The 25,851-nt window shown below is 65.3% G+C and carries 24 protein-coding genes; 10 read left to right on the top strand and 14 right to left on the bottom strand.

Annotated features, from left to right (window positions below; genetic code table 11):
- Window positions 1-156 precede the first annotated feature (156 nt).
- Window positions 157-975, top strand: coding sequence for an HAD-IB family hydrolase (locus OIE68_RS30195; RefSeq protein WP_327101861.1), 819 nt, complete (start codon window positions 157-159; stop codon window positions 973-975).
- Window positions 976-1,469: 494 nt separating this feature from the next.
- Here the strand turns inward: OIE68_RS30195 and OIE68_RS30200 are convergent, their stop codons facing one another.
- The 5 genes from OIE68_RS30200 to OIE68_RS30220 form a co-directional block, all read right to left on the bottom strand.
- Window positions 1,470-2,216: an oxidoreductase gene (locus OIE68_RS30200; protein WP_327094418.1), complete on the bottom strand. Its 747-nt coding sequence runs from the start codon at window positions 2,214-2,216 to the stop codon at window positions 1,470-1,472.
- 50 nt (window positions 2,217-2,266) lie between these two features.
- Entirely contained in the window at window positions 2,267-3,958 is a 1,692-nt protein-coding gene (locus OIE68_RS30205; protein ID WP_327101862.1) for an ABC transporter ATP-binding protein, read from the bottom strand.
- Window positions 3,959-3,966: 8 nt separating this feature from the next.
- Entirely contained in the window at window positions 3,967-4,920 is a 954-nt protein-coding gene (locus tag OIE68_RS30210; protein ID WP_327094419.1) for an ABC transporter permease, read from the bottom strand.
- The gene (locus OIE68_RS30215; RefSeq protein ID WP_327094420.1) at window positions 4,913-5,839 is read right to left on the bottom strand and encodes an ABC transporter permease; all 927 of its coding nucleotides are present in this window, start codon (window positions 5,837-5,839) and stop codon (window positions 4,913-4,915) included. Before OIE68_RS30215 ends, OIE68_RS30210 begins: the two co-directional genes overlap by 8 nt.
- Before the next feature lie 64 nt (window positions 5,840-5,903).
- Window positions 5,904-7,502 carry an ABC transporter substrate-binding protein gene (locus tag OIE68_RS30220; RefSeq protein ID WP_327094421.1) on the bottom strand — a complete coding sequence of 533 codons (1,599 nt, stop codon included), beginning with the start codon at window positions 7,500-7,502 and terminating at the stop codon, window positions 5,904-5,906.
- Window positions 7,503-7,936: 434 nt separating this feature from the next.
- Between OIE68_RS30220 and acs the strand changes: the two genes are divergently transcribed.
- The 4 genes from acs to OIE68_RS30240 all read left to right on the top strand — a co-directional run bounded on the left by acs (window position 7,937) and on the right by OIE68_RS30240 (window position 12,861).
- A complete protein-coding gene (gene acs, locus OIE68_RS30225; protein WP_327094422.1) occupies window positions 7,937-9,889 on the top strand; it encodes an acetate--CoA ligase in 1,953 nt (650 codons plus the stop codon).
- A gap of 170 nt (window positions 9,890-10,059) precedes the next feature.
- Entirely contained in the window at window positions 10,060-11,319 is a 1,260-nt protein-coding gene (gene nhaA, locus OIE68_RS30230) for a Na+/H+ antiporter NhaA (protein ID WP_327101863.1), read from the top strand.
- Window positions 11,316-11,861, top strand: a complete 546-nt coding sequence (locus OIE68_RS30235) for a phage holin family protein (RefSeq protein WP_419150577.1) — start codon at window positions 11,316-11,318, stop codon at window positions 11,859-11,861. Before nhaA ends, OIE68_RS30235 begins: the two co-directional genes overlap by 4 nt.
- 64 nt (window positions 11,862-11,925) lie before the next feature.
- Complete coding sequence (locus OIE68_RS30240) at window positions 11,926-12,861, top strand: alpha/beta hydrolase (RefSeq protein ID WP_327094423.1); 936 nt, start codon at window positions 11,926-11,928, stop codon at window positions 12,859-12,861.
- Window positions 12,862-13,148: 287 nt separating this feature from the next.
- Here OIE68_RS30240 and OIE68_RS30245 read toward each other — a convergent pair whose 3' ends face one another.
- The 4 genes from OIE68_RS30245 to nth are packed head-to-tail and all read right to left on the bottom strand — an operon-like array spanning window position 13,149 to window position 16,520.
- Window positions 13,149-14,342, bottom strand: a complete 1,194-nt coding sequence (locus OIE68_RS30245) for a MarP family serine protease (RefSeq protein ID WP_327094424.1) — start codon at window positions 14,340-14,342, stop codon at window positions 13,149-13,151.
- Window positions 14,339-15,058 carry a CoA pyrophosphatase gene (locus OIE68_RS30250; RefSeq protein ID WP_327094425.1) on the bottom strand — a complete coding sequence of 240 codons (720 nt, stop codon included), beginning with the start codon at window positions 15,056-15,058 and terminating at the stop codon, window positions 14,339-14,341. The genes OIE68_RS30245 and OIE68_RS30250 overlap by 4 nt, the downstream gene beginning before the upstream one ends.
- The gene (locus tag OIE68_RS30255; protein WP_419150578.1) at window positions 15,055-15,690 is read right to left on the bottom strand and encodes a TlpA family protein disulfide reductase; all 636 of its coding nucleotides are present in this window, start codon (window positions 15,688-15,690) and stop codon (window positions 15,055-15,057) included. Before OIE68_RS30255 ends, OIE68_RS30250 begins: the two co-directional genes overlap by 4 nt.
- Window positions 15,687-16,520 (bottom strand): endonuclease III, encoded by an 834-nt coding sequence (gene nth, locus OIE68_RS30260; RefSeq protein WP_419150579.1) that lies wholly within the window; start codon window positions 16,518-16,520, stop codon window positions 15,687-15,689. The genes OIE68_RS30255 and nth overlap by 4 nt, the downstream gene beginning before the upstream one ends.
- Window positions 16,521-16,611: 91 nt before the next feature.
- Here nth and OIE68_RS30265 point away from each other — a divergent pair, with 91 nt between their 5' ends.
- Together OIE68_RS30265 and OIE68_RS30270 are read left to right on the top strand one after the other, a co-directional pair.
- A complete protein-coding gene (locus tag OIE68_RS30265) occupies window positions 16,612-16,854 on the top strand; it encodes a hypothetical protein (RefSeq protein ID WP_040686056.1) in 243 nt (80 codons plus the stop codon).
- Between the two features lie 147 nt (window positions 16,855-17,001).
- Window positions 17,002-17,676, top strand: coding sequence for a Crp/Fnr family transcriptional regulator (locus OIE68_RS30270; RefSeq protein WP_040703546.1), 675 nt, complete (start codon window positions 17,002-17,004; stop codon window positions 17,674-17,676).
- A 131-nt stretch (window positions 17,677-17,807) separates the two neighbouring features.
- Here the strand turns inward: OIE68_RS30270 and OIE68_RS30275 are convergent, their stop codons facing one another.
- Genes OIE68_RS30275 through OIE68_RS30285 form a run of 3 tightly spaced genes read right to left on the bottom strand, consistent with a single transcriptional unit; the run spans window position 17,808 to window position 19,250 of the window.
- Window positions 17,808-18,602 (bottom strand): MBL fold metallo-hydrolase, encoded by a 795-nt coding sequence (locus OIE68_RS30275; protein ID WP_327094426.1) that lies wholly within the window; start codon window positions 18,600-18,602, stop codon window positions 17,808-17,810.
- A 9-nt stretch (window positions 18,603-18,611) separates the two neighbouring features.
- Window positions 18,612-19,070, bottom strand: coding sequence for a RidA family protein (locus OIE68_RS30280; protein WP_040686054.1), 459 nt, complete (start codon window positions 19,068-19,070; stop codon window positions 18,612-18,614).
- Window positions 19,071-19,088: 18 nt separating this feature from the next.
- Window positions 19,089-19,250 carry a DUF4177 domain-containing protein gene (locus OIE68_RS30285; protein ID WP_085998464.1) on the bottom strand — a complete coding sequence of 54 codons (162 nt, stop codon included), beginning with the start codon at window positions 19,248-19,250 and terminating at the stop codon, window positions 19,089-19,091.
- 465 nt (window positions 19,251-19,715) lie between these two features.
- On the opposite strand from OIE68_RS30285, the gene OIE68_RS30290 reads away from it, so the two are divergent.
- Together OIE68_RS30290 and OIE68_RS30295 are read left to right on the top strand one after the other, a co-directional pair.
- Window positions 19,716-20,735: an ArsA-related P-loop ATPase gene (locus OIE68_RS30290; RefSeq protein ID WP_327101867.1), complete on the top strand. Its 1,020-nt coding sequence runs from the start codon at window positions 19,716-19,718 to the stop codon at window positions 20,733-20,735.
- Window positions 20,732-21,871 carry an ArsA family ATPase gene (locus tag OIE68_RS30295; RefSeq protein ID WP_327094427.1) on the top strand — a complete coding sequence of 380 codons (1,140 nt, stop codon included), beginning with the start codon at window positions 20,732-20,734 and terminating at the stop codon, window positions 21,869-21,871. The genes OIE68_RS30290 and OIE68_RS30295 overlap by 4 nt, the downstream gene beginning before the upstream one ends.
- Before the next feature lie 112 nt (window positions 21,872-21,983).
- Here the strand turns inward: OIE68_RS30295 and OIE68_RS30300 are convergent, their stop codons facing one another.
- Window positions 21,984-22,307, bottom strand: a complete 324-nt coding sequence (locus OIE68_RS30300; protein ID WP_040686051.1) for a WhiB family transcriptional regulator — start codon at window positions 22,305-22,307, stop codon at window positions 21,984-21,986.
- A gap of 444 nt (window positions 22,308-22,751) precedes the next feature.
- Here OIE68_RS30300 and OIE68_RS30305 point away from each other — a divergent pair, with 444 nt between their 5' ends.
- Window positions 22,752-25,124 (top strand): penicillin-binding protein, encoded by a 2,373-nt coding sequence (locus tag OIE68_RS30305; protein ID WP_327094428.1) that lies wholly within the window; start codon window positions 22,752-22,754, stop codon window positions 25,122-25,124.
- 61 nt (window positions 25,125-25,185) lie between these two features.
- Here OIE68_RS30305 and OIE68_RS30310 read toward each other — a convergent pair whose 3' ends face one another.
- The gene (locus OIE68_RS30310) at window positions 25,186-25,650 is read right to left on the bottom strand and encodes a GatB/YqeY domain-containing protein (protein ID WP_327094429.1); all 465 of its coding nucleotides are present in this window, start codon (window positions 25,648-25,650) and stop codon (window positions 25,186-25,188) included.
- Window positions 25,651-25,851: the final 201 nt, after the last annotated feature.

Below are 25,851 nucleotides of genomic sequence, written 5' to 3' on the forward strand. Positions count from 1 at the left end.
ACTTTGTGGCCACCACCGGCCCGGCGTCCCCGGGGCAAACCCGCCGAACGAACCAGACGCGCGACCCGTCCGACAGCGTCGCCGCGGCATGCATATTCTGAACGAGTGACGGCCGATGGCGACCAGACAGAGCTCGAGGACCAGACGGCACGGGACGTGACGGCAACGGAGCGACCGAGCGCCGGTGGCGAGCGCGTAGCCGCTTTCTTCGATCTCGACAAGACGGTGATCGCGAAATCGAGCACCTACGTGTTCAGTAAGCCCTTCTACGCACAGGGCCTGCTGAACCGGCGCGCGGTGCTGGAGAGCAGTTACGCCCACTTCCTGTTCATGCTCTCGGGCGCCGACCACGATCAGATGGAGCGCATGCGCGCCAATCTGACGAATATGGTCGCGGGCTGGGATGTCGAGCAGGTGAAATCCATTGTGGCCGAGACACTTCACGAACTCGTCGACCCGCTGATCTATGCCGAGGCCGCGGATCTCATTGCCGACCACAAGATCCGGGGACACGATGTGGTGATCGTCTCGGCCTCGGGCGAGGAGATCGTCGGTCCGATCGCCGAGGTGCTGGGCGCCTCGCATACCGCGGCGACCCGAATGGTGGTCGAGGACGGCCGCTACACCGGCGAGGTCGAATTCTATTGCTACGGTGCGGGTAAGGTGACCGCGATCGAAAAGCTCGCCGCCACTGAGGGTTACGATCTCTCGCGGTGTTATGCCTACTCCGATTCGGTGACCGATCTACCGATGCTGAGCGCGGTGGGGCATCCGACGGCGGTGAACCCGGATCGCAATCTGCGACGCGAAGCGGTGGCCAAGGGCTGGCCGATTCTCACGTTCTCCAACCCGGTCTCGCTGTGGGCGCGCTTCCAGAGTCCGTCGTCGACCACCCTTGCCGCGACGGCGGCGGTCGGGCTGAGCGCGGTGCTGGCCGGTGCGATCAGCTACCGGCTGTTGCGCCGGCGCCGCTGAGCTATTGCTGTCCGGCGCGGGCCGCGCGGCCGGGCTGTTGAGGGGCGCGGCGGAGGGCTTGCTGTCATAACACAGAGGCCGCTGCGACCAGGCATTTAATCACGAAACGCCGGTAAACACGCCGGTTATTGAATGTTTTCCCAAGCCTTGATGTGAGGGCAGTCACAGTGTAGAAATGTAACTACGGAAGGACGGAAGGCCTGAGCGGAGCCGGAAGAGAAGGCTCAGCTCCCCGACCCCCCCCTTCCCAGCACGGGCACCAGGCACCCACGCGGAGCGCGCCGCGACAAGGGCAGAAGCGTTGTGGGCCTGCGAGATCCGGGTTTTCGACGGCGAAGGCCTCGCACAGGTTGCGGGGATGAACCGGCGGAGTTCGGATAATCGCCGAGGCCGCAGAACACAACCCACCCAGCACGCTTGGTAACCGGGTATCCGTGCTAGCGGGCGGTGAGGTCGTCAACGACAACGCCGCCCGCTTTGATGTGTGTAGACCCCTATCCGGATGCCGCGTCGGCGATCGATGTCGCCTCCCGCGCACCGTCTTCGAAGGCGCCGCAGCACAGGATCACCCAGCCGCCCACCGCATCCGGAGCACCCGAGCCGAATCCGGCCGCCGCGTCCAGATACTGCTGACGCCGCCGCAACCAGAACACCTCCGGTACGCCGAGGCTGTGCGGGTCCAGCCCACTGGACGCGGCCACCAGTCGCGAGGCCGCCCGCGCCACGATGCCATCGGCCGTACCAAACGGCCGCAAGGTCAGTAGTTCACCGTGCACGACCGCCGCGATGACCGGCGCTGGCGCCTTGGATCCGAGCACGGTCTGCACCAACAGGTCGAGCCGTTCGGCCACACCGCCGTCACCGCGCGGGCGCCCGAGTAGCTCCTCTTCGGTGACCAGATCGGCCGCGGCCAGCAGATGCAGCCGGGCCAGCGCCTGCAGCGGCGCGCGCTGCCAGGTGCCGACCAGATTCCGCAGCGCGTCACCGTCGAGCGCCTGCCCGACCCGCAGCGAGCCGGCCAGAATCGGATCCGCGACCCGGCCGTCGGCAGGCAGTTCGGTACTGCCGCCCTCGATCGCGGCGGATGAGCGCGCGGCCCGCACCGCCGCCTCGGCGGCCGTGGTCGGCCAGCCCCGCCGGTTCGCCTTGTGCCGATGCACCGCGGCAAGCGCGTCACGCGCCTTATCGGCGGCTTCGCGCACACCTGGCAGATCGACGAGGGGCTGTAGCGGATCGGTCACCGTGCTGATTTTGCCGCGCCCGCACCGCGACCGATCCACGACCCCCCTGGTCAGCCTGCCAGCAGGTCCCGTCCGGGAATGGCATCCAGCAGGCGGCGGGTGTACTCCTCCTCGGGGTTCTGGAACACCTCGTCGGTTGTGGCCGCTTCGACGATCCTGCCGGTCTGCATGACCAGGACGTCGTCGGCGATCTGGCGGACGACGGCCAGGTCATGGGTGATGAACAGATAGGACAGACCCAGCTCGGCTTGTAAGTCGTTGAGCAGCTTGAGGATCTGAGCCTGGACGAGGACGTCGAGCGCGGAGACCGCCTCGTCGCACACCACGACCTCCGGGGAGAGCGCGAGCGCACGGGCCACCGCGACACGCTGGCGCTGGCCACCGGAGAGTTCATTGGGGTAGCGGCGCATTACCGAGGACGGCAGCGACACCTTGTCCAACAGATCGCGCACCGTTGCCTCGCGTTCCTTAGCCGTGCCGATCTTGTGCGTACGCAGCGGCTCCTCGATGGTGCGGTAAATCGAGTACATCGGATCCAGCGAACCGTAGGGATCCTGGAAGATCGGCTGCACTCGACGACGAAAAGCGAACGCGCCCTTACGATCCAGTTTCGCAACTGCACGACCGTCGAAGGTCACCGAACCCGATGCCGGTTCGAGCAGGCCCAGAACCATCTGTGCCACAGTCGATTTACCCGATCCGGACTCGCCGACAATGGCAGTGGTCGTGCCGCGCTTCAGCCGGAACGACACATCGTCGACCGCGACGAAATCCGTCGACTTCCACGGCGTACTGCCCCGAATCTTGAACGCCTTGGTCAGATTCTGTGCGACCACCACGTCATCGGAGACCGCCGCGATTTCCGTATCGGCCGCCGCGACCTCTTCCGCGACCTGTACGGCCTGCTTACGCACTTCTATGCGCTCACGCACCGAGGACAGCCGCTGCGAGGCGAGCGAGGGCGCGGAATTCACCAGCTTCTTGGTGTACAGATGCTGGGGTTCGCGCAGAATCTGCAGTGCCGGACCGGATTCCACGACCTTGCCGCGATACATCACCACCAGGTGCTCGGCGCGTTCCGCGGCCAGGCCGAGGTCGTGGGTGATGAGCAGGACCGCGGTGCCGAGTTCGCTGGTGAGTCCGTCGAGATGGTCGAGGATCTGCCGCTGCACCGTCACGTCGAGGGCCGAGGTCGGCTCGTCGGCGATCAACAGTTTGGGACGGCACGCCAATCCGATGGCGATGAGCGCGCGCTGGCGCATACCGCCGGAGAATTCGTGCGGATACTGGTTCACCCGATGCGCCGCATCCGACATCCCGGCTTCCTCGAGCAGTTCGATGGCGCGCTGTTTGGCCGCCTTACCCTTGGCAATGCCATTGGCCTCCAAGGTCTCTCGGATCTGGAATCCGATCTTCCACACCGGGTTCAGATTCGACATCGGATCCTGCGGTACCAATCCGATACCGCTGCCGCGGACCGCGACGACCTCCCGCTTCGACGCCTTCGCCAGATCCTTGCCGTCGAACCTGATCGAGCCGGAGGTGACCTGCCCGGTGCCGGGCAGCAGGTCGATAATGCTGTGCGCGGTCGTGGATTTTCCGGATCCGGATTCGCCGACAATGGCGACGGTCTGGCCCGGATAAACCGTCAGACCGACGTCGCGAACCGCCGGAATCTTCTTGCCCTCGGAGGAGAAGCAGACGTTGAGATCCTCGATCTCGAGCAATGGTTTATCCGACATCGCCGTGGTCACCTCTTCCTCGCCTTCGGATCGAGCGCGTCCCGCAGCGCGTCGCCGAGCAGGATGAAGCTCAGCACGGTGAGCGCCAAAGCCGTTGCGGGATAGAACAGAATCGGCGATCCGCCGCGCAACTCGTGCTGGTTGGTATTGATATCCGAACCCCAGGACACGATCGTGCGCGGCAGACCGACGCCCAGGTAGGACAGCGTTGCCTCGGTGACGATGAACGCGCCGAGCCAGATCGTGGTGACCACGATCAGCGGCCCGGCCGCATTCGGCAGCACATGGCGCAGCAGCGTGCGTATTCGAGAGACACCCAATGCCTTTGCCGCCGTGACATATTCGCTGTTCTTCGCCTCGATCACCGCACTGCGCGCGATACGTGCCGCCTGCGGCCAGGTGAATGCGGCCAGGATCAGGATGACGGTCCAGATCGTGCGCGAATCCAGCAGCTGCATGATGACGATCGCGGCCAGCATCAATGGAATCGCATAGAAGATCTCCGCAATGCGGGACACCACCGAATCGAGCAGCCCCCCATAGAAGCCCGCAAGGGCCCCGAGCGTGCCGCCGACGAGCAGGAATACCGTGGTGGCACCCAAGCCCGCCATTACGGAAGCCCGTGCGCCGTAAACGGTTCGGGTATAGACATCGCAGCCCTGTTTATCGAAACCGAACGGATGTCCGGGCCCGCGTGGATCCATGCTGTAATCGCCGTTGCAATAGCGCGGATCCTGATCGGAGAACAGGCCGGGCCACAGCACCACGATGGCGATGAACACGATCAGCACCGCGGCCACGATGAAGATCGGATTGCGGCGCAACTGCCGCCACGCGTCCTGCCAGATGCTGGTCGGCGAACCGGTATCGACGACCTGATCGGTGGCGAGCACCTCGACTTCATCGGGCGGCGCGACGAAATGCTGCTGCCGGTCCGGAGCTTTCTTCTCGAGCTCAGGCATATCGGATCCTCGGGTCGAGCGCGGCATAGAGCAGATCGATGATCAGATTCGAGATCAGGAAGATCACGATGAGCACGGTCACGAATGAGACCACCGTCGGCGGCTCACCGCGGGTAATCGCCTGGTACAGCGTCCCACCCACACCCGGGATGTTGAAGATGCCCTCGGTAACGACCGCGCCGCCGATCAACGCACCGAGATCGGCGCCGAGGAAGGTGATCACCGGAATCATCGAATTACGCAGAATATGCACGGTGACCACGCGCGGGCGACTGAGTCCCTTCGCGGTCGCGGTGCGCACGTAGTCGGCGGACATATTCTCCGCCACCGAATTTCGGGTCAGCCGCAGCACATAGGCGAACGAGAGCGACCCGAGAACGAATGCGGGCACGAGCAATTCACCGACGCTGGCCTTACCCGTGACGGTCACCGGCGCGATACCCCACTTCACACCCAGTACGAACTGGGCGAGGAAGCCGATCACGAAGATCGGCACCGCGATGATGATCAGACTGACCACCAGCAGCGTGGAATCGAACAGCTTGCCTTTGCGCAGTCCCGCGATCAGGCCGAAGACGACACCGAAGACGCCCTCGACGAGCACCGCCATGAATGCCAATTTGATGGTGATCGGGAAGGCGCGGGCGAGTTCGTCGCGCACCGGTCGACCGGAGAAGGCCGTCCCGAAGTCGAGGGTGAAAATGCCCTTCAGGTACAGCAGATACTGCACGATGAACGGACGATCCAGGTGATACCGCGCACGCAGTTGGGCCTCGACGGCAGGCGTCATCGGCTTGTCGCCGGCCAGCGCGTGGATCGGATCGCCCGGAACTAAGAAGACCAGTGCGTAGATGAGCAGCGTCGCCCCGAGGAAGACGGGGATCATTTGGAGCAGACGCCGCACGACATACCAGGCCATTTCGTCTCCTGGGTGAGCGGCGCGGTCGTGCCGTCGGTAAGGGCGGCACGACCGCGCCGAGCGGCTACTTCTCGATGTTTTCGAAGTCGAACAGACCATTCCAGGCCAGGTCCGCCTTCTTCACCTTGTCCGAACGTCCCGCCGCGGCAAGATAATCGATCACCGGGATATCGGCCATATCCTTGATCAGCAACGCCTGCGCCTGCGCCACGATCTTGTACGACTCCTCCAGCGTCGGCGCGGCCAGTGCGGCGTCGAGCAGGTGGTCGAATTCGGGGCTCTTGTAGTCGACGTTATTCGTCTCGGAGTAGCTGTAGTACTGCGAGGTGAGGAACTGCAGCATGGTCGGGTAGTCACCCTGCCAGCCGTAGCGGAACGCCTTGCCGATCGTCTTCTGGTTCACCAGATCTCGGATGTTCTTGAACGTCGGATACGGCGCGCCGACGGCATCGATACCGAGGGTGTTCTTGATGCTGTTGGCCACGGCCTCGATCCATGCCTGGTGGCCGCCGTCGGAGTTGTAGGCGATTTCGTAGCGCCCCGACCACGGCGAAATGGCGTCGGCCTGCGCCCAGATCTTCTTGGCCTCTTCGGGGTTGTACTTCAACACCTCGGAGCCGGGCAGGTTGCCGTTGAATCCGGGCAGGGTGCTCGAAGTGAAGTCGCGCGCCGGAATCTTGGTGCCGTTGAAGATGGTGTCGCAGATCTGCTGCCGGTTGATCGCCATCGAGATGGCGCGGCGACGCAGCAGGCCTTCCTCACCGCCGAAGTGCGGGACATTGGCTTGGACGCCGATGTGCTGGTTCTGCGCGGACGGCTCCAGGATCGCGCGATCGCCGAGGTCCTTCTTGTACGAAGTCAGCGCGCTGTCCGGAATGGTGTCGAGGGTATCGAGATTGCCTGCCTGCAGGTCCGAGTAGGCGGTGTCGAACGACTGGTACATGACGAACCGCAGACCCTTGTTCTTGGGCGCGCGTCCGCCCTTGTAGTCCGGGTTGGGCGTCAGGTCGATCTTGACGTTGTGCTCCCAGGTCTGGAACTTGTACGGGCCGTTGCCGATCGGATTCTCACCGAAGGCCTTCATATCCTTGAACGCGGCATCGGGCAGCGGATAGAACGGCGCGTAACCGAGTTCGGTCTCGAAGTCGATGGACGGTGACTTCAGCTCGACGGTGAAGGTTCGGTCGTCGACCACCTTCAGACCCGACATCGTTTGTGTCGTTGGCTTTTCCGCCGACACCTCGTCGAATCCGACGATCGGGGTGAACGCATAACTCTGCAGCTGACCGTTGGTGCCGAGGGCGCCGTAGTTCCAGGCGTCGACGAACGACTTCGCGGTCACCGTGCTGCCGTCGGTGAACTTCCAATCCGGCTTGATGGTGATCGTGTAGGTCTTGCGGTCGGTCGTCTTGATGGACTCGGCCATCTCGTCGTGCGCAACGCCCTTGCCGTCGTAGTACTTCAGACCCGCGAACAGCCGGTCGACGACGCGGCCGCCCATATTCTCGTTGGTATTGGTCGGCACCAACGGATTCTGCGGCTCACCACCGTTCGTGGTGACGATGTCGGCGTCGGCACTATCGCTCGACGAACATGCGGACAGTCCCAGGCTTGTGGCCAGCAGGACTGCCGCGGTCAACGCTGTAGCTCTGTTGAATCTCAACGCGTTCTCCCGATTTCGAGACAGGCGAAGGGGATCCGCGACGACGCATGAGTATCTGCCCAGCGCGCCTCGACTCGATCCGCCTTGGAATGCCTGGGACGTTAGCTATTCGAAGCAGCCTTGTCACCGGATTGACAGAGGTTCGTTCCACTTGTTACCAATCCGGCAACATAGTCGAAACGCGCTAAACATTAGGGAGAAGACAGCCATTCGCCGGAAGTATGCCTCCGTTGGGGCTTCCGGCATCCGGAGCTGGTTGGTCTATGACGATAGCTACCGAAGGCCCGGTTTGTCAGCGGATCGCGCAGGATACCCGCCGCGGTGACGGGATGGAAACCCAATGGACACAGCAGGCGCGGGCTGGATCACAGTTGGTTACTGTCGAAATCGACTGCGACTGCCAGCACCACGGGGCTACGTAAGGAAGAGACGAGATGACCGAAACCACCGACCACCGGGACTCGTACCCGCCGACCGCGGAGTTCGCCGCGGCGGCGAATGCCGACGCGTCGTTGTACCAGCGGGCCACGGCGGATCGCGACGCGTTCTGGACCGAGCAGGCCGACCGGCTGCACTGGGAGCAGCCGTGGACACAGGTGCTCGACTGGAGTGACGCGCCCGTCGCGAAGTGGTTCGTCGAAGGCAAGCTCAATGTCGCCTACAACTGCGTGGACCGCCATGTGCTCGACGGGCACGGCGATCAGGTCGCCATCCATTGGGAGGGCGAACCGGGCGACTCCCGCGACATCACCTACGCCGAACTCCTCGCCGAAGTTTCCCGCGCCGCAAACTATCTGACCGAACTCGGGCTCGAAGCGGGCGATCGGGTCGCCATCTATATGCCGATGGTGCCCGAGGCGATCGTGTCGATGCTGGCCTGCGCCCGACTCGGACTGACGCATTCGGTGGTATTCGCCGGCTTCTCCCCCACCGCGCTGCGCCAGCGCGTCGACGACGCGAGCGCGCGGTTGATCATCACCACCGACGGTCAGTGGCGTCGCGGTAAGGCCGCTCCGCTCAAGGAGGCCGTCGACGAGGCGCTCTACGCCAATGGCGATGTGCCGCACTCTGTCGAACATGTACTGGTGGTGCGCCGCACCGATATCGAGGTGCCGTGGACCGAGGGCCGTGACCTGTGGTGGCACGAGACCGTCGCGCAGGCCGCTCCCGAACACCAGGCACAGGCCTTCGACGCCGAGCACCCACTGTTCATCCTCTACACTTCCGGTACCACCGGTAAGCCCAAGGGCATCCTGCACACCAGCGGCGGATATCTCACCCAGGCGTCCTACACCCACCACAATGTCTTCGACCACAAGGCCGGACAGGACATCTACTGGTGCACCGCCGATATCGGCTGGGTCACCGGGCACACCTACATCGTCTACGGACCGCTGTCGAACCGGACCACCCAGGTCGTCTACGAGGGCACACCGAACTTCCCGGATGAGCACCGGCACTGGAATATCGTCGAAAAGTACGGCGTCACAATCTATTACACGGCACCGACGCTGGTGCGCACATTCATGAAGTGGGGTAGGGAGATTCCGGCCGCGCATGACCTGTCCAGCATCCGGGTGCTCGGCAGCGTCGGCGAACCGATCAATCCGGAGGCCTGGCGCTGGTACCGCCAGGTGATCGGCGCGAACACCGCGCCCATCGTGGACACCTGGTGGCAGACCGAGACGGGGTCGATCATGATCTCCCCGCTGCCGGGCGTCACCGCCGCCAAGCCCGGTGCGGCGATGACCCCGCTGCCCGGAATTTCGGCGAAGGTCGTCGACGAGGAGGGCAAGGCGGTCGAGCTCGGTGAGACCGAGGCCAACGGCTACCTGGTGCTCGATCAGCCGTGGCCGTCGATGCTGCGCGGCATCTGGGGCGATATGGACCGCTACCGGTCCACCTACTGGGAGCGCTACGCAGAACAGGGCTGGTACTTCGCCGGTGACGGCGCCAAGCTCGATGCCGACGGCGATCTGTGGGTGCTCGGCCGGGTCGACGATGTGATGAATGTGTCGGGTCACCGCATCTCCACCGCCGAGGTCGAATCCGCACTGGTCGGTCACTCCGGGGTGGCCGAAGCCGCCGTGGTGGGCGCCAGCGATACGACCACCGGCCAGGGCATCGTCGCCTTCGTGATCCTGACGGCCGAGGCCAAGGACACCGGCGACGCGCTGATCGACGAACTGAAGGCGGAGGTGTCGCGGGAGATCAGCCCGATCGCCCGGCCCCGCGAGATCCATGTGGTGCCCGAGCTGCCCAAGACCCGCAGCGGCAAGATCATGCGGCGACTGCTGCGCGATGTCGCGGAGGGCCGCGACTTGGGCGACACCTCGACGCTGGTCGATCCGAATGTTTTCGAGGCGATTCGGGCCAGCCGCGCCTGAGCCGGCACATCGCGTACAGCCGGTGACGGAATTCGTCACCGGCCGTACCCGTTAGAATTGCGTAAGGTGTGCCGGGAAGCCTGGTCGGCATGCGGTCGTGTACCTGAAAGCCGGTTCGGTGGGATTGCGCGTCCGCGGTCGGAGTCCACCCTGGCGGAAGGTTTCCCGTGATCACCCAAGTTCGCTCGGAGCTGACGCGCTATCTACGCACCGAAACCGTTGGTGGCGCGATACTTATGATCGCGGCTGCTGCCGCGTTGCTGTGGGTGAACTCGCCGTGGGGCCAGAGCTACTTCACCGTCACCGAGTACGCCCTGCCGATCAAGGCACTGCATCTGGATCTCACCGTCGCGGACTGGACCAAGGACGGTCTGCTGGCCATCTTCTTCTTCGTCGCCGGATTGGAGCTCAAACGCGAGCTGGTGGTCGGCGAACTCGCCGATCCCAAGCGGGCCGTGCTGCCGATCATCGCGGCGGTCGGCGGCGTGGTCACTCCGGCACTGATTGCATTTGCCGTCGGATTCGGCGTCGACGGGATGGACCGAGGCTGGGCGATCCCGGTGGCGACCGATATCGCGTTCGCGCTGGCCGTGCTCGCCATGACCGGTTCCCGGATCCCGGCCAGCGCGCGGGTCTTCCTGCTGAGCCTCGCGGTGGTCGACGATCTGCTCGCCATCATCCTGATCGCGGTGCTGTTCACCACGACGCTGTCGGCGCTGTGGCTACTGGCGGCGGCAGGCTGTTTCGCGGGGTGGGCGCTGGCCCAGCACAAGCGGATCTCCACACCGCTGCTGTATGTGCCGCTGGCGCTGATCTCCTGGTACGCGCTGCACGAGGCGGGCATCCATCCGACACTGGCCGGTGTCGCGCTCGGTCTGCTCACCAGGGTGCGCAAGGACCCGGGCGAAACCGGAGCCCCGGCAACGCGGCTCGAGCATATGATCCAGCCGATCTCGGCCGGGCTCTGTGTACCGCTGTTCGCCTTGTTCGCCTCCGGAGTTCCGTTGGACGGCAAGGTTTTCCAGCAGCTGTTCAGCGATAGGCTGTCGCTGGCCATAATTCTCGGATTGCTACTGGGCAAGACCGTCGGCATCTTCGGAATCAGCTGGGTGGCAATCCGATTGGGCATCGCGAAGCGTCCGGCCAGCCTGGGCTACCGGGACATGTTCGCCCTCTCGGTGCTCGGTGCGATCGGCTTCACCGTTAGCCTTCTGGTGGCAGAACTCGCGCTGACGGACGTCGGTGACGGCTCGGCCGTCGAATTGGCGAAGGCCGCGGTGTTGGTGACGTCAATGACGGCGTCGCTCGCGGGTTCGGCGCTACTGTTGCGGCGTGGGCGTGTCCACCAGGCGCGGCGGGACGCGCGTGCGATAGAACGAGAGACTGAGGCGGAAGCAGTGCCGGGACAGGGAGAAGGGTCGACCAAGTGAGTTTCGCCCAAGATAGGAATGGGACGCAGCGCGGTAACGGGGACGAGTCGCGTCGCGACCGCACCGTGACCTCGATTCCCCTCTCGGACGCCAACCCGGCTGGGTCGGCGAGCTTCGGTACCCTGGTCCGCGATGCCACCGAGCAGATGTCGACGCTGGTGCGGGCCGAGGTCGAGCTGGCCAAGGCCGAGGTGACCGGGGAGATCAAGAAGGGGCTGCAGGGCAGCGTCTACTTCATCCTCGCGTTGACCGTGCTGCTGTTCAGCACCTTCTTCTTTTTCTTCTTCCTCGGCGAGCTGCTCGATGTCTGGCTGGCGCGCTGGGCGGCGTTCCTGATCGTGTTCCTGCTGATGATCGTCGCGACGGCGGTGCTCGCCCTGCTCGGCTATCTGCGGGTCAAGAAGCTGCGGGCGCCGGAGAAGACGATCGATTCGCTCAAGCAGGCGCGCACGGTGCTGCCGAGCGGATTCGGCTCGCACGAGGAACACCTCGCGCTCGCGGAGCCGACGCAGTCGAAGTCGCTCGAGCATCCGTCGAAGTAGGCGGTCGGGCGGCGCGGCAGCGTCGACTAGGTGGTTAGCCGGACCCCTACTAGGCTCGGTCGGCGTGTCGTCGAACTCATTTCCCGATCCGTCCAGCGTCCGTTACGACGGTCCGTGGACGCATCGGGACGTGCACGCAAACGGCATTCGCTTCCATGTCGTCGAGGCCGAGCCGGACCGCCCGGACGCACCGCTGGTCGTCCTGCTGCACGGATTCGCCGACCTCTGGTGGTCCTGGCGGCATCAGCTGACCGGACTCGCGGAACTCGGCTACCGCGCGGTCGCGGTGGATCTGCGCGGCTACGGCGACAGCGATAAACCGCCGCGCGGCTATGACGGTTGGACGCTGGCCGGTGATATCGCCGGCCTCATCCGCGCCATGGGCTATTCCGAGGCCACGCTGGTCGGACATGCCGACGGCGGCCTTGTGTGCTGGACGACCGCGGTGCTGCATCCACGACTGGTGCGCTCGATCGCACTGGTGAGTTCCCCGCATCCGGCCGCGCTCAAGAGCTCGGTACTGCGGGACCGGCGTCAGCGCCGCACCTGGCTGCCGAATTTCCTGCGCTATCAGCTGCCGCGCTACGGCGAACATCTGCTGACCACCGGCAACGGCTTCGAGGTCGAGCGGCTGCTACGCCAGCGGGTGAGCCGAACCTGGTCGGGCACCGCCGAATTCATCGATACGGCCGATCGGATGCGCTCGGCCATCCAGATTCCGGGCGCGGCGCACTGTGCGCTGGAGTATCAGCGCTGGGCCTTCCGCAGTCAGTGGCGTCCGGATGGTCGGCGGTTCATGGCCACCATGCGGGTGCCGATCCGCATTCCGGTGCTGGCCATGCGCGGTGAACTCGACGGCTACATCCTGCCCGCGACCTTCCAGCGCGGCCGCCGGTTGTCACCACAGCGGCGACAGGTCGTGATTCCCGGCGCGGGTCACTTCGCGCACCAAGAGAACCCGGAAGCGGTCACGATGGAGTTGGCCAAGCTGCTCGGGTAGCCGGTTCCTGCCTGGACAACTCGTCGAGCAGCGTGGTCCGGACATGCCGCGCCACTGCGATGCATCCGAGCGATGCTCAGCGTCGGCACCGGTTTCACGCAGGCCCGTCGGATCGACCGTGCCGGCCGATCCGACCATTGTCGGCGCCGCATGCAAAGGACCGGTGCTCGAGCGTTGGCGGCCCGCGGTCATGCCTTGGCGACCGCCGGAACCTTGGGCACTGTGGCCGAATTGGGTCCGACCCGGGCGGGCGACCGGCTCGCGTAACCAGTCGCCTCCAGCCGGTCTCAGCTCAGTACACAGGCTCCGGTCTGAATCTGCGTATTCGACCCGGGCGCAGCCTCCACTTGCGCACGCACCTCGTTCAGCGTCAGCACATAACCGGTGTCATCGTCGGTGACAGCCGCACCGAAGACCACCCCGAGCACCTGCCCCTCGGTATCCACCAGCGGCCCACCGGAATTACCGGCCCGCACCAAACCACGGACGGTGTAGACCTCACGCTCCACCGTGCCGTTGCGGTAGATGGTCGGCCCGGTCAGATCCAGTGTCTCGCGCACCCGAGCCGCGCTGGCCGTGTACGGTCCGCCGCCCGGGTAGCCGAGCACGATGGCGCTGTCGCCGGAGTGCGCGGGCGAGGGCGCCTGCGGGACGATCGGGGCGGTGAGGCCGGGCACCGCGAGCACCGCGACATCCTTGGACGGATCGAACAGCACCACCGTCGCCTCGAGCGGCCCGCGCGCGGTATCCACGCTGACGCTCGTCGTACCCGCGACCACGTGCGCATTGGTCATCACGCGTTCGGGCGCGATCACGAAGCCGGAACCCTCCAACGCCCGCTGGCAGCTCGGCGCCACGCCGCGGATGCGCAGCACGCTCTGCTGCAGCGAGGCCGCGACCGGGCTGGCGAGCACGCTGGGGTCAGGCGGTTCGACCGCAGCGATCGGCGCGCGACCGAACGGTCCGATGACATCCGGCAGCCCGGATGTGTTGAGCAGTTTGGAGAATTCGTTCGGCAGCCGCCGCAGCCAATTCGGGGACACATCGTTGACGTCGGCGAGCACCTTCGAACCATTGATGGCCGCGGCGATGGCCGGCTGAGACGAGGTGGCCAGTGGCAACGCCAGCAGCCATGCGGTGACCAACACCGCGACCGCCTGCAGCACCGCGCCGACGACGCTGTCCACGCTGCGGGTGAACGGATGCCGCATACCGCCGCGGGCGGCCCGGCCGAGCACCATGCCCGCGACTTCACCGACGATGACCAGCACCACGATCAACAGCACGCCGGTGAGCACCCGGGGTCTGCCCTCGTTGACATGGACCAGGATGTGCGGCGCGATGAGAATGCCCGCGACCGCGCCGAGTACGACGCCCAGGAAGGCCAGCGCGGAGGCCACCGCGCCCTGCCGCCAACCGGAGGAGGCGGCCAGCAGCGCGAGCAGCACCACCGCGATATCGAGCCAAGCCGATGAGCTCATAACGTCATCCCTACGGCCGCCAGCGCGGACTCTAGATCGCGAACATCGCTGTGGTCCCAGTCCCGTTCCCACCCGGCGGCCTTGCAGATGCCCGCCAGAATGCCGCCGGTCAGGCCCCACACCAGCATTCCGTCCACCTGGAATGCCGGACTCTGATAGCCGAGGCTGCCGCGCACCATGAAGCGATTCGCCGGATCCAGCAGATCGGCGAGCGGCACCCGCACGACACGTTCGGTCTCGATGTGGTTGACCACGTGGACCGCCCTCGGGGTGTGCCAGTAGGCCACCACCGGGGTCACGTCGAATCGGGACGGGGGCACGAAAAGCTTCGGCAGTACCGCAAACGGTTCGACGCCCTCGCGCGCCAGCCCGGTCTCCTCACAGGCCTCGCGCAGGGCAGTATCGATCGGTCCGGAGTCGCCGGGATCGACCGCTCCGCCGGGAAAGGCGACCTGGCCGCGGTGCTGGCGCATGGTGGACGCGCGCTGGGTGAGCAGCACATCCGCATTCGCGGGCAGCCCGCCCGGCGTCTCGGGATCGGCTTCGGGCGAACCACTGAACAGCACGAGCACGGCCGCTTGCCGCGGTGTGGTGCTGATCGTCATGGCCCGCCGCACCGCCCGCGCCAAGGACAGTGTGTCGGTGGAATCGGTATTCGGGTCCGCCGCTCGGCGCAGCCACCGCGGGATGCTGTGCGGCACGGAGATCTCGGTCATGCCGCAACTCCCAAATTATTCGCGACCGTATCGGCGATATCGTCGACGCCGTTGAAGGCCCGCACCACCACCTCGGCGACCGAACCATCGGCACGCAACAACACCGATACCGGCAGCACCGCGGGCGCACCGACCGCGGTTCGCACCTTGGTGCGCGGGTCGAGGACGCCGGGCAACGTCACCTTCAGGTCGGTCAGCAGCGCGAGCGCCCTCGCCTCATCCGGATCGCTGTGCACGGTCAGCACGGTAATCGCGTTTCCGGCCCGTCGCGCGTACTCCTGCACATCCGGCAACTCCTTGGCACACGGTCCACACCAGTACGCCCACAGGTTCAGCAGTGCCGGTTTGCCCGCGAGTGCGGCCGCCAGGTCGACCGGTTTGCCGTCGGACAGACAGGTCAGGGCGAGTCCGGCAAGCGGCCCGCGTCCCACCGTATCCGCCGCGGGCGTCGGACAATTCGCGAGCCCGGCGGCGGTGCGCGCCTCGACCGATGAGCTCGCAAGGGAATTCGCCGGGTGGTCGCCGCTCGTCGCGGTGTCGTCGTTATCGCGGGGCCACAGCGCGACCGCCAAGGCCACAACGGTGATCAACCCTGCCAGCGCCAGGCGCGCCGCGACAGGTATTCGTCTCACCGGCCCACCAGCTCGAGCAAATGCTCCGCCTCCGGACCCTTCACCAGCTTGGCCGCGGCTTCCGGATCGGTCACCCCGAGCCCGAACGACGGGCAGTCCTTGGCCAGAATGCAGACACCGCATGCGGGCTTGCGGGAATGGCAGACCCGACGCCCGTGGAAAATCACGCGATGGGACAGCATTGTCCATTCCTTGCGTTCGATGATCGCGCCGATGGCGTGTTCGACCTTCACCGGATCTTCCTCGGTGGTCCACGCCCAGCGGCGCACCAGCCGACCGAAATGGGTGTCGACCGTAATGCCGGGCACCCCGAAGGCGTTGCCGAGGATGACGTTGGCAGTCTTGCGGCCGATGCCAGGCAACTGCACCAGTTCGTCGAGGGTGTGAGGCAATTCACCATCGAAGCGTTCGACCAGCGCCTGCCCGAGCCCGATCAGCGAACTGGTCTTGTTGCGGAAGAAGCCGGTCGGCCGGATGTATTCCTCCAGCTCGGCACGGTTTGCCTCGGCATAGGCGCGGGCATCCTGATACTTCGCGAAGAGCGCTGGTGTGGTCAGATTCACCCGCTCATCGGTGCACTGCGCGGAAAGTATTGTCGCAACCGCCAATTCGAGCGGTGTAGTGAAATCCAGCTCACAGTGCGCGTCCGGAAAAGCCACCGCGAGAGTGCGGTTCATCCGGCGGGCCCTTCGGGTCAGGCCGAGTTGGGTTTCCGCTTGTCGCGCTCGGGATTTGCGCTTCGGCGCGGGGACCGCGGCGGGTTGCGCATCGGTCGCCTCGACGGCAGGCGCAGGCCCGCTCACGGCAGCTGTGGAGGGGGAGACACGCACGCGTCCACCATACGGAACCACCCCACAACGGTGCCCTCCTAGATCTCTTGCCGTGTTCCATCTGAGACCTAGACCGTGTTTACTGCTCGTCATGCAAGGACTCGCTGTGGTGCTCTTCCCAGTGGTGCTGATGCTATTTGCACTGGGCATGGAGCGGGTCGAGAATCGGCTCCGCAAACTTCTCGAACCCGACGAAGAGGTTCAGCAGTACCTGGACAAGGCAAGCAACGCCGAAGTGAAGGAGCTGACGAAGCTCGGACTGCCCGCCGCGGTGGCACGGATGCGCAGGCGCCGGTCCCGTGGCGAAGAGCTGGACGTCGCACGCGCCAGCTGAATCCCCTACCAACCGGTACCTGGCACGCCGCGCAATCCACTCGTTACGTGGTGTCTGTCACTACGCTGCTGTAATGCCGCGTAGACTGCGCTGTTGGCCGAATCGCTTCGGTCCAGGACAGAGCCATTTCCCATAAGGAGCACATTCGTGGACGAGGCCCTCGCCAGAGCAGGCATCTTCCAAGGCGTAGAGCCCACCGCGGTGGCGGCTCTCGCCAAACAACTGCAGCCCGTGGATTTCCCGCGCGGCCATGTCATCTTCAACGAGGGCGAGCCCGGCGACCGGTTGTACATCATCACCACCGGAAAGGTGAAGATCGGACGGCGTTCCCCGGACGGCAGGGAAAACCTGCTGACCATCATGGGTCCGTCGGACATGTTCGGTGAGCTGTCGATCTTCGACCCGGGTCCGCGCACCTCGACCGCTACCACCGTGACCGAGGTCCGTGCGGTCACCATGGACCGTGACGCACTCAAGTCCTGGATCGACCAGCGGCCCGAGATCGCCGAGCAACTGTTGCGCGTTCTCGCCCGTCGTTTGCGCCGCACCAACAACAACCTGGCCGACCTGATCTTCACCGACGTCCCCGGCCGGGTCGCCAAGGCGTTGCTGCAGCTCGCACAGCGGTTCGGCACCCAGGAGGCCGGTGCGTTGCGGGTGACCCACGACCTCACCCAGGAAGAGATCGCGCAGCTGGTCGGCGCCTCCCGCGAGACCGTGAACAAGGCTCTGGCCGACTTCGCGCACCGCGGCTGGCTACGGCTGGAAGGCAAGAGTGTGCTGATCTCCGACTCCGAGCGCCTGGCCCGCCGCGCGCGCTGACGCTCGAATCCGAGTGGCGACGGACACCCGGCCGCTACGAAGACGCGTCGCGGCAGGTGGCCGCCGCGGCATCTGAGCGCGAAAGCACGCTGAGTTCAGCTACCACATGAACTCAGCGTGCTTCGGTGTTTCTAGTTCTGCTCGGCGCGCAGGTACTCCAACTGCGCTTGCACCGAACTGCGTGCCGCCGGCCACAGCCGCTTGTCGACATCGGCATAGACCTTGCGCACGACCGACATCGCACCCGCGTTCGGGCCGAGCACGCGCAATGCCTCCCGCACCTGATCGAGCCGCTCCCGCCGATGCGCGATGTAGTACCGCGCGATCGGTTCCAGATCGGGATGATCCGGACCATGTGCGGGTAGCAGCGCGCGTCCCGCACCCGCCTCGACCAGCTTGTCCAGCGATGCCAGGTAATCGGCGAGGGTGCCGTCGGTGGAATCGAGCACGGTGGTGCCGAAGCCGAGGATGGTGTCACCGGTCAACACCGCGTCGTCGAGTACGAAACTCACCGAATCCTTGGTGTGGCCGGGGGTGTCGAGGACGATGATCCGCAGTCCGGCGGCCTCGATCACCTCGCCGTCGACCAGCGGCGCATCCGAATCGCGCAGGAATTCGGCGGTCCTGGCCCGCACCGGCGTACCCGTCAGCTTGACCAGCCGGTCGATACCACCGGTGTGATCGTGATGCCGGTGGGTGATCAGGGTGAGCGCGATATTGCCGTCGGTGACGCGGGCGATCGTCTCGCTGTGCGCCTTATCCTTCGGTCCCGGATCGACGACGACGTATTCCGATTGTCCCGGCGCGCGCAGCAGCCAGGTATTGGTGCCCTCCAGCGTCATCTGGCCGGGATTGTCCGCGAGCACGACCGCCGCGGTCGGCGTGACCTGCCGCAGCTGGCCGTATGCGGGATGGGTGAGCGTCATCGAACCTGTCTAGCGCACTTCGGCGATCAGCTCGACTTCGACGGGGGTGTTGCGGGGCAGTTCGGCGACGCCGACCGCGGAGCGCGCATGCACGCCCGCATCACCGAAGACCGCGCCGAGCAACTCCGAGGCACCATTGATGACCTGCGGCTGATCGGTGAATCCCGGTGCGGAGGCGACGAATCCGACCACCTTCACAATGCGCACCACCGCGTCGAGCCCGACCAGATCGTGCACCGCGGCAATCGCGTTCAGCGCGCAGAACTTGGCCGCCTCCTTGGCTTGATCGAGCGAGACCTCCGCGCCGACCTTGCCGGTCGCCGAGAGCTGGCCGTCCACGAACGGCAGCTGGCCGGAGGTGTAGACCAGCGATCCGGTGCGGATCGCCGGAATGTAAGCGGCGACCGGTGCCACGACCGGTGGCAGGGTCAGGCCGAGTTGGGCGAGGTTCTTCTCCCACTGGGTCATATGTGCAAGTCCCTTCGGTTACTTGGGGCGCTTGAGGTAGGCGACGTGCTGTTCACCGGTCGGACCGGGCAGCACGGTCACCAGTTCCCAGCCGTCGGCGCCCCACTGGTCCAGGATCTGCTTGGTCGCATGCGTCAGCAGCGGAACGGTGGCGTACTCCCACACCTTCGAATCACTCATGACAGTAACTTTGGCAGCGCCTTCGGCGCTGCGTGTTCGCGGCCCCCTTCTGTCTCGCGTCCGACCCTTTCGAGCGACCTGCAAGCAGTCGCTAGCGGCGCCGTCGAGACTCGCGCCTTCGGCGCATGCGCTTCGACGGCTCGGACGCGAGACGGGCCGCGAACGGGTCGCTCGTAAAACTCGCTCTGTCGTGGTTGCTGATGGCGGATCGTTCGGCACCCGATGCACAGGCGGGGGATGGTCGATGCCCGCATGCGCTTCGGCCCCTCGGCCGCGAGAAGGCCACGAATGGGTCGCTCGTAAGACTCGCTCCGTTGTGATCGATAGAGCAGGTATCTCACCCTGCGGCAAACTCGGCTCCAACTGTCTGAGGCAGAATCACTGAAAAATGAGGCGCTGACCATATCGCTGGGACGCGACGTCAGAACGGGTTATAGGCTCGCGATCGTGGGAGTACCAACAGCAGTGCCTATTTCGGCGGAGCCGGGGCTGGAAACGGGTTGGCCGGAGCGCGCGGATAAGGCCCGCCTGCACTATGTCTCCGGCAAAGGGGGAACCGGTAAGTCGACGGTCGCCGCCGCGCTGGCACTCGCGCTGGCCGCGGGCGGACGGCGGGTGCTGTTGGTCGAGGTGGAGAGCAGACAATCCATTGCCCAGCTGTTCGATCTGCCGCCGCTGCCGCCCACCGAAACCCGGATCGCCACCGCGGACGGCGGCGGTGAAGTAGTCGCGCTCGCACTGGATATCGAGCACGCGTTCCTCGAATACCTGGATATGTTCTACAACTTGGGCTTCGCCGGGCGGGCGATGCGCCGGGTCGGCGCCATCGAATTCGTCACCACGATCGCACCCGGTCTGCGCGATGTCATCCTGACCGGCAAGATCAAGGAATGCGCGGTCCGGGTGGATAAGCAGGGCAAGCCCGTATTCGACGAAATTGTCGTCGACGCACCGCCGACCGGACGGATCGCCAGCTTCCTCGATGTCACCCAGGCCATGGTCGAGGTGGCCAAGGGCGGGCCGATCGCCTCGCAGGCCGAGGGCGTCTCGAGGCTGCTGCACTCCGATCAGACGATGATCCACCTGGTCACCCTGCTGGAGGCGCTGCCGGTGCAGGAAACCGCCGACGCGGTCGCCGAACTCACCGCCAATGACCTGCGGATCGGCACCGTCATCGTGAACCGGGCGACCAAGGGCCAGCTACCCGCCGACGTGCGCAACAACGCCGCACACGGCGATATCGACCGCGACGCCATTCGCGCCGGCCTCACCGAGGCCGGAATTTCCCTGTCGGACCAGGACTTCCAGGGCTTGATCACCGAAACTGTCGAGCATTCGGCCACTTTGCGGGCACAGGACGAAAGCGCCGCCGAACTCGCGAACGTGGATGTCACGCGGATGTATCTGCCCGCGCTCGCAGACGGCATGGATCTCGGTGGCATCTATGAACTTGCCGAACATCTGAGCAAGCAGGGGGTCCGATGAGCAATTCGAATGTGGCCACGCCACTGGATGTTTCGAGCATTATCGCCGATCCCACCGCGCGGGTGGTGGTCTGCTGCGGCTCCGGCGGCGTCGGCAAGACGACCACCGCGGCGGCGATCGGATTGCATGCGGCCGAGCAGGGTCGCAAGGTCGTGGTACTCACCATCGACCCGGCACGTCGACTGGCCCAGTCACTCGGTGTCGCCGATCTGGACAACACCCCGCAGCGGGTGGCGCTCGGTCCGGAGGCCAAGGGCGAATTGCACGCGATGATGCTCAATATGCGGCGCACCTTCGACGATATGGTGCTCGAGCACACCAGTCCGGAGAAGGCGGAGCAGATTTTCGCCAACCCCTTCTATCAGACGGTCGCCTCCTCCTTCGGCGGTACGCAGGAGTACATGGCGATGGAGAAGCTCGGTCAGTTGGCCGGGCGCAAGGAGTGGGACCTGATCGTGGTCGACACTCCGCCGTCGCGCAATGCCCTCGATTTCCTCGATGCGCCACAGCGGCTCGGAAACTTCTTGAACGGCAGGATGATCCGGGTCATCATGGCTCCTGGTCGCGGTGTCACCCGATTGGTGACCGGTGCGATGAGCCTGGCCGTGCGCGGTGTTTCGACCATTGTCGGCGGCCAGATGCTCAAGGACGCGTCGAATTTCCTGCAGTCGCTGGATTCGCTGTTCGGTGGTTTCCAGGATCGCGCGGACCGCACGTACGCGATGCTCTCTAAGCCGGGCACGCACTTCCTGGTGGTTGCGGCCGCCGAACCGGATGCGCTGCGCGAGGCGTCGTTCTTCGTCGACCGCCTCTCGACCGAACGCATGCCGCTGGCCGGACTGATCTTGAACCGGACCCACCCGATGCTCAGTTCACTGTCCGCCGATCATGCGCTGACCGCCGCCGATCAGCTCACCGAATCCGATCCGCTTACCGCCGCGGTGCTGCGCATTCACGCCCAGCGGGTCGCTACCGCCAAGCGCGAACAGCATCTGCTGCACCGGTTCACCGGTGCGCATCCGCGGGTGCCGATCGCCTCGGTGACCGCGCTGCCCTTCGAGGTCTCCGATCTGGAGGCACTGCGTGCCGTCGCGACGCAACTCACCGATGCGCACCCGGTCGAGGTGACCGCCTGAGGCGTGGTCGGCAGCGAAATCGACTGAGCGACTGTGTCATTCTGATGTCGGTTTGATATAGACCATTAACGAAGCCGAGCCCGCAATCGCGGGCTCGGCTTCATCTCCAGGATTAGATTGCAATTTGATGTTGACGCTGGGCTTGGAAAAAGTCCGCCCAGGACGTCACCTCCGGATGCTGCTTGAGCAGCGCACGACGCTGTCGTTCGGTCATTCCACCCCACACGCCGAATTCGACTCGATTGTCGAGTGCATCGGCCCCACACTGCATCAGCACCGGGCAGTGCCTGCAAATCGTCGCCGCCTTGCGCTGCGCCGCGCCGCGAACGAACAGTTGATCAGGGTCTACTTCCTTGCATCGGGCCTGGGCTACCCAGGCGATCCTTGCTTCGGCCTGCTCTACGTCCAATCGAGCGATGGGGGTTGTCATGTGCATTTGGTGTGCCCCTTTGCAGTCCGAACACCGGGTCAACGGCGCTCCAGAATCGCGTGCCAGTGTCGCAGCAACCCAAACCCCGCTGCGAACTGCACCACATTCCACTTTGAGTGTTAGCTCTATCACACTGGGTTCTCAATCTAGGTAAAGGTATGGCTTCTGCGCAAGACCGTCCCGAGACTTTTTGGTACGTCCGTCCCTGCAACCGTGATCCAGAACCGGGCGGTCGACTCGACCCGCGGCCCGCCCCTCCGCGACACGCCGGAATCCATCCCGCGACACGCCCAATCGGGGCAGACTGCGCCTCGCCGGCGCTCAGCTCCGCCAGCCTCATGCGGGGCTGTGTCTATTGCTCACTCGCTGCGCTCGCTCGAGAACTCCAGGATCCGAGCTACTGGCAAACACACCCGAGAGCGCCGAATCGGCACCCCGTAGTCTGGGTCCGTGCCGATCACACATACGCTCGCGAGGCTGGCCGGCAGCTGCGCGCTGGCCGCCGTGCTCGTCGCCGGGTTGTTGTTCCCTCTCGCAGGCGGTTTCGGGTTCGTCTCCAACCGCGCCGCCGACGCCGTCGACAATGTGTCTGCAGAGCTGGTGGAGGGCACCGTCCCCGCCGTCTCGACCATGGTCGACGCGAATGGAACGCCCATCGCCTGGTTGTACGAGCAGCGCCGCTTCGAGGTCCCCAGCGACAAGATCTCCAACGATATGAAGTTGGCGATCGTCTCCATCGAGGATCGGCGCTTCGCCGAGCACGCGGGTGTGGACTGGACCGGCACCATGCGCGCGTTCGTCACCAATACGAGCAGCGGCGAGGTCCAGCAGGGTGCCTCCACCCTCGATCAGCAATATGTGAAGAACTTCCAGCTACTCGTCGTCGCCAAGACCGACGCCGAGCGCCGGGCCGCCATCGAGACGACTCCCGCGCGCAAACTGCGCGAGATCCGGATGGCGCTCACCCTGGACCGGGAGCTGACCAAGGACGAGATCCTCACCCGATACCTGAATCTCGTCCCGTTCGGTAACTCCTCCTACGGCATCCAGGACGCGGCGCAGACCTACTTCGGCATCGACGCCGCGAATCTGAATGTGCCGCAGTCGGCGATGCTCGCGGGCATGGTGCAGTCCAGCTCGAAGCTGAATCCCTACACCAATCCCGAGGGTGTGCTGCAGCGGCGCAATACCGTGTTGGACACGCTGATCCAGAACATCCCCAGCCGCGCCGAGGAATTCCGCAAGGCCAAGTCCGAACCGCTCGGCGTGCTGCCCGAGCCGAAGGGGCTGCCGCGCGGCTGCATCGCCGCCAACGATCGTGGGTTCTTCTGCGACTACGCGATGCAGTATCTGGCCAATGCCGGTATCAGCCGCGAGCAGATCAATACCGGCGGCTACACGATCAAGACCACGCTCGATCCGGCTCTGCAGGATTCGGTGAAACGTTCGGTTACCGAGGCCGCGAACCCGAACCTCGACGACATCGCCCAGGTGATGTCGGTGGTCGGGCCGGGACAGGATTCGCATCCGCTGCTGGCCATGGCCAGCAGCCGCACCTACGGCCTGAACCGCGATGCCAACGAAACGGTGCAGCCGCAGCCGTATTCGATGGTGGGTGACGGCGCCGGCTCGATTTTCAAGATCTTCACCACGGCCGCGGCCATGGAAAAGGGCCTCGGTATCAACGCCCAGCTCGATGTGCCCGGCCGGTTCGAGGCTAAGGGCATGGGTAACGGTGGTGCGCGCGGCTGCCCGCCCGCCACCTACTGCGTACAGAACGCGGGTAACTACAAGTCGCCGATGTCGGTGACCGAGGCGCTGGCCACGTCGCCGAATACCGCGTTCGTCAAGCTGATCCAGGCTGTCGGGGTCACCCAGACCGTCGATATGGCGGTGCGCCTGGGCATGCGCTCCTATACCGAGGCGGGCAGCTCGGGCCACGGTAACCAGAGCCTGGCGGACATGATCAAGGAACAGAACCTCGGCTCGTTCACCCTGGGCCCGGTCGCGATCAACCCGCTGGAGCTGTCGAATGTGGCCGCCACCTTGGGCTCCGGCGGCCGGTGGTGCCCGCCCTCGCCGATCAAGGAGGTGATCGACCGCTCCGGCAAGACGGTGCCGCTCACCCAGCAGGCGTGCGAGCAGGTCGTCGATCCAGGACTGGCGAACACCCTCGCCAATGCGATGAGTAAGGACGACATCAGCGGTACGGCGGCCGGCGCTGCGCAGGCCACCGGCTGGAACCAGCCGCTGTCGGCCAAAACGGGAACCACCGAGAGCCACCGCTCCTCGGCGTTCCTCGGCTTCACCAATTCGCTTGCGGCCGCGGCCTACATCTACGGCGACAGCCCGACACCCGGTGAGATCTGCTCGTTCCCGCTGCGCGGCTGCGGCGACGGAAATCTCTTCGGTGGTAATGAACCCGCTCGCACCTGGTTCAACGCGGTCAAGTCGGTGATCGGGAACTTCCCGCCGCCCGCACTGCCACCGCTGGACGACAAGTATGTGCGCGGGTCGAACCAGGCCCAGGTCCCCGATGTAGCGGGCATGACCCAAGGTCAGGCGACCGCCGCACTGGTCGCCGCGGGCTTCCAGGTCTCGCCGGTGAACGGCACCGGTGCGCCGCCGAAGGGCACGGTGATGGGGACAGCGCCGAATGGGTCGGCGATTCCCGGGTCGGTGATCACGATCTATATCAGCGACGGGACGGATCGTGCGCCCGCGCCGGCCCCCGGACCGGCGCCTGCGCCCGGTCTTCCGATTCCGGGCATTCCCGGCATACCGGGATTCCCGAGTATTCCGGGATTCCCAGCCCCTCGATAACGCTTCATAAATACGAAAGCCGCCGACCTGGATCCCGGATCGGCGGCTTTCTTCTATACGGCTACAGACGCGACTTCACGGCGGCCGAAATGCGGGAGCCGTCGGCCTTACCGGCGGCGATCGCGGTGGCGGCTTTCATGACCTGGCCCATCTGCCGCATGCCCGGTCGCTCGCCGAGTTCTTGGGCGACCTGCGCGATCGCGGTATCGGCGACGTAGGCGACCTCGGCGTCGGTCAGCTGCGTCGGCAGATATTCATCGATAATGCGCGCCTCGGCATGTTCATTGGCGGCCAGTTCGCCACGCCCGGCCTGGGTGTAGACCTCGGCCGACTCGCTGCGCTTCTTCGCCTCTTTCTGCAGTACGGCGATGACCTCGGCGTCGGAGAGCTCACGTGCCTGCGAGCCCGCGACCTCCGCGGTCTGGATGGCGGCGAGCAGCATCCTGAGGGTGGCGAGGCGCAGCGTGTCCTTGGCTTTCATCGCGGCGGTCATATCCGCACGCAGCTGCGATTTGAGTTCCGACATGTGCCACACGGTAGCCGTTTCCCCGTTCCCGGCCCACTACATTCGGCGCTCGACCCGGATTCACCTGATTTCCCCATAGCGACTGCTTGCAGGTCGCTCGAAAGGGTCAGCAGCGACTGCTTGCAGGTCGCTCGAAACGACCAGTCGACCGCTTGTGCGGAAACACACTCAGCGTTCCGCACCGGGGTCACCTATGCTGGG

The organism is Nocardia vinacea (assembly GCF_035920345.1).
In the GTDB taxonomy this organism is placed as follows: Bacteria; Actinomycetota; Actinomycetes; order Mycobacteriales; family Mycobacteriaceae; genus Nocardia; species Nocardia vinacea_A.

What these genes read in the sequence shown, in the direction of transcription:
- OIE68_RS30205 (WP_327101862.1), bottom strand. Translation starts at nt 3,958, where the DNA reads ATGTCGGATAAACCATTGCTCGAGATCGAGGATCTCAACGTCTGCTTC.
- OIE68_RS30210 (WP_327094419.1), bottom strand. Translation starts at nt 4,920, where the DNA reads ATGCCTGAGCTCGAGAAGAAAGCTCCGGACCGGCAGCAGCATTTCGTC.
- OIE68_RS30215 (WP_327094420.1), bottom strand. Translation starts at nt 5,839, where the DNA reads ATGGCCTGGTATGTCGTGCGGCGTCTGCTCCAAATGATCCCCGTCTTC.
- acs (WP_327094422.1), top strand. Translation starts at nt 7,937, where the DNA reads ATGACCGAAACCACCGACCACCGGGACTCGTACCCGCCGACCGCGGAG.
- OIE68_RS30245 (WP_327094424.1), bottom strand. Translation starts at nt 14,342, where the DNA reads ATGAGCTCATCGGCTTGGCTCGATATCGCGGTGGTGCTGCTCGCGCTG.
- OIE68_RS30250 (WP_327094425.1), bottom strand. Translation starts at nt 15,058, where the DNA reads ATGACCGAGATCTCCGTGCCGCACAGCATCCCGCGGTGGCTGCGCCGA.
- OIE68_RS30265 (WP_040686056.1), top strand. Translation starts at nt 16,612, where the DNA reads ATGCAAGGACTCGCTGTGGTGCTCTTCCCAGTGGTGCTGATGCTATTT.
- OIE68_RS30275 (WP_327094426.1), bottom strand. Translation starts at nt 18,602, where the DNA reads ATGACGCTCACCCATCCCGCATACGGCCAGCTGCGGCAGGTCACGCCG.
- OIE68_RS30280 (WP_040686054.1), bottom strand. Translation starts at nt 19,070, where the DNA reads ATGACCCAGTGGGAGAAGAACCTCGCCCAACTCGGCCTGACCCTGCCA.
- OIE68_RS30285 (WP_085998464.1), bottom strand. Translation starts at nt 19,250, where the DNA reads ATGAGTGATTCGAAGGTGTGGGAGTACGCCACCGTTCCGCTGCTGACG.
- OIE68_RS30295 (WP_327094427.1), top strand. Translation starts at nt 20,732, where the DNA reads ATGAGCAATTCGAATGTGGCCACGCCACTGGATGTTTCGAGCATTATC.
- OIE68_RS30300 (WP_040686051.1), bottom strand. Translation starts at nt 22,307, where the DNA reads ATGCACATGACAACCCCCATCGCTCGATTGGACGTAGAGCAGGCCGAA.
- OIE68_RS30310 (WP_327094429.1), bottom strand. Translation starts at nt 25,650, where the DNA reads ATGTCGGAACTCAAATCGCAGCTGCGTGCGGATATGACCGCCGCGATG.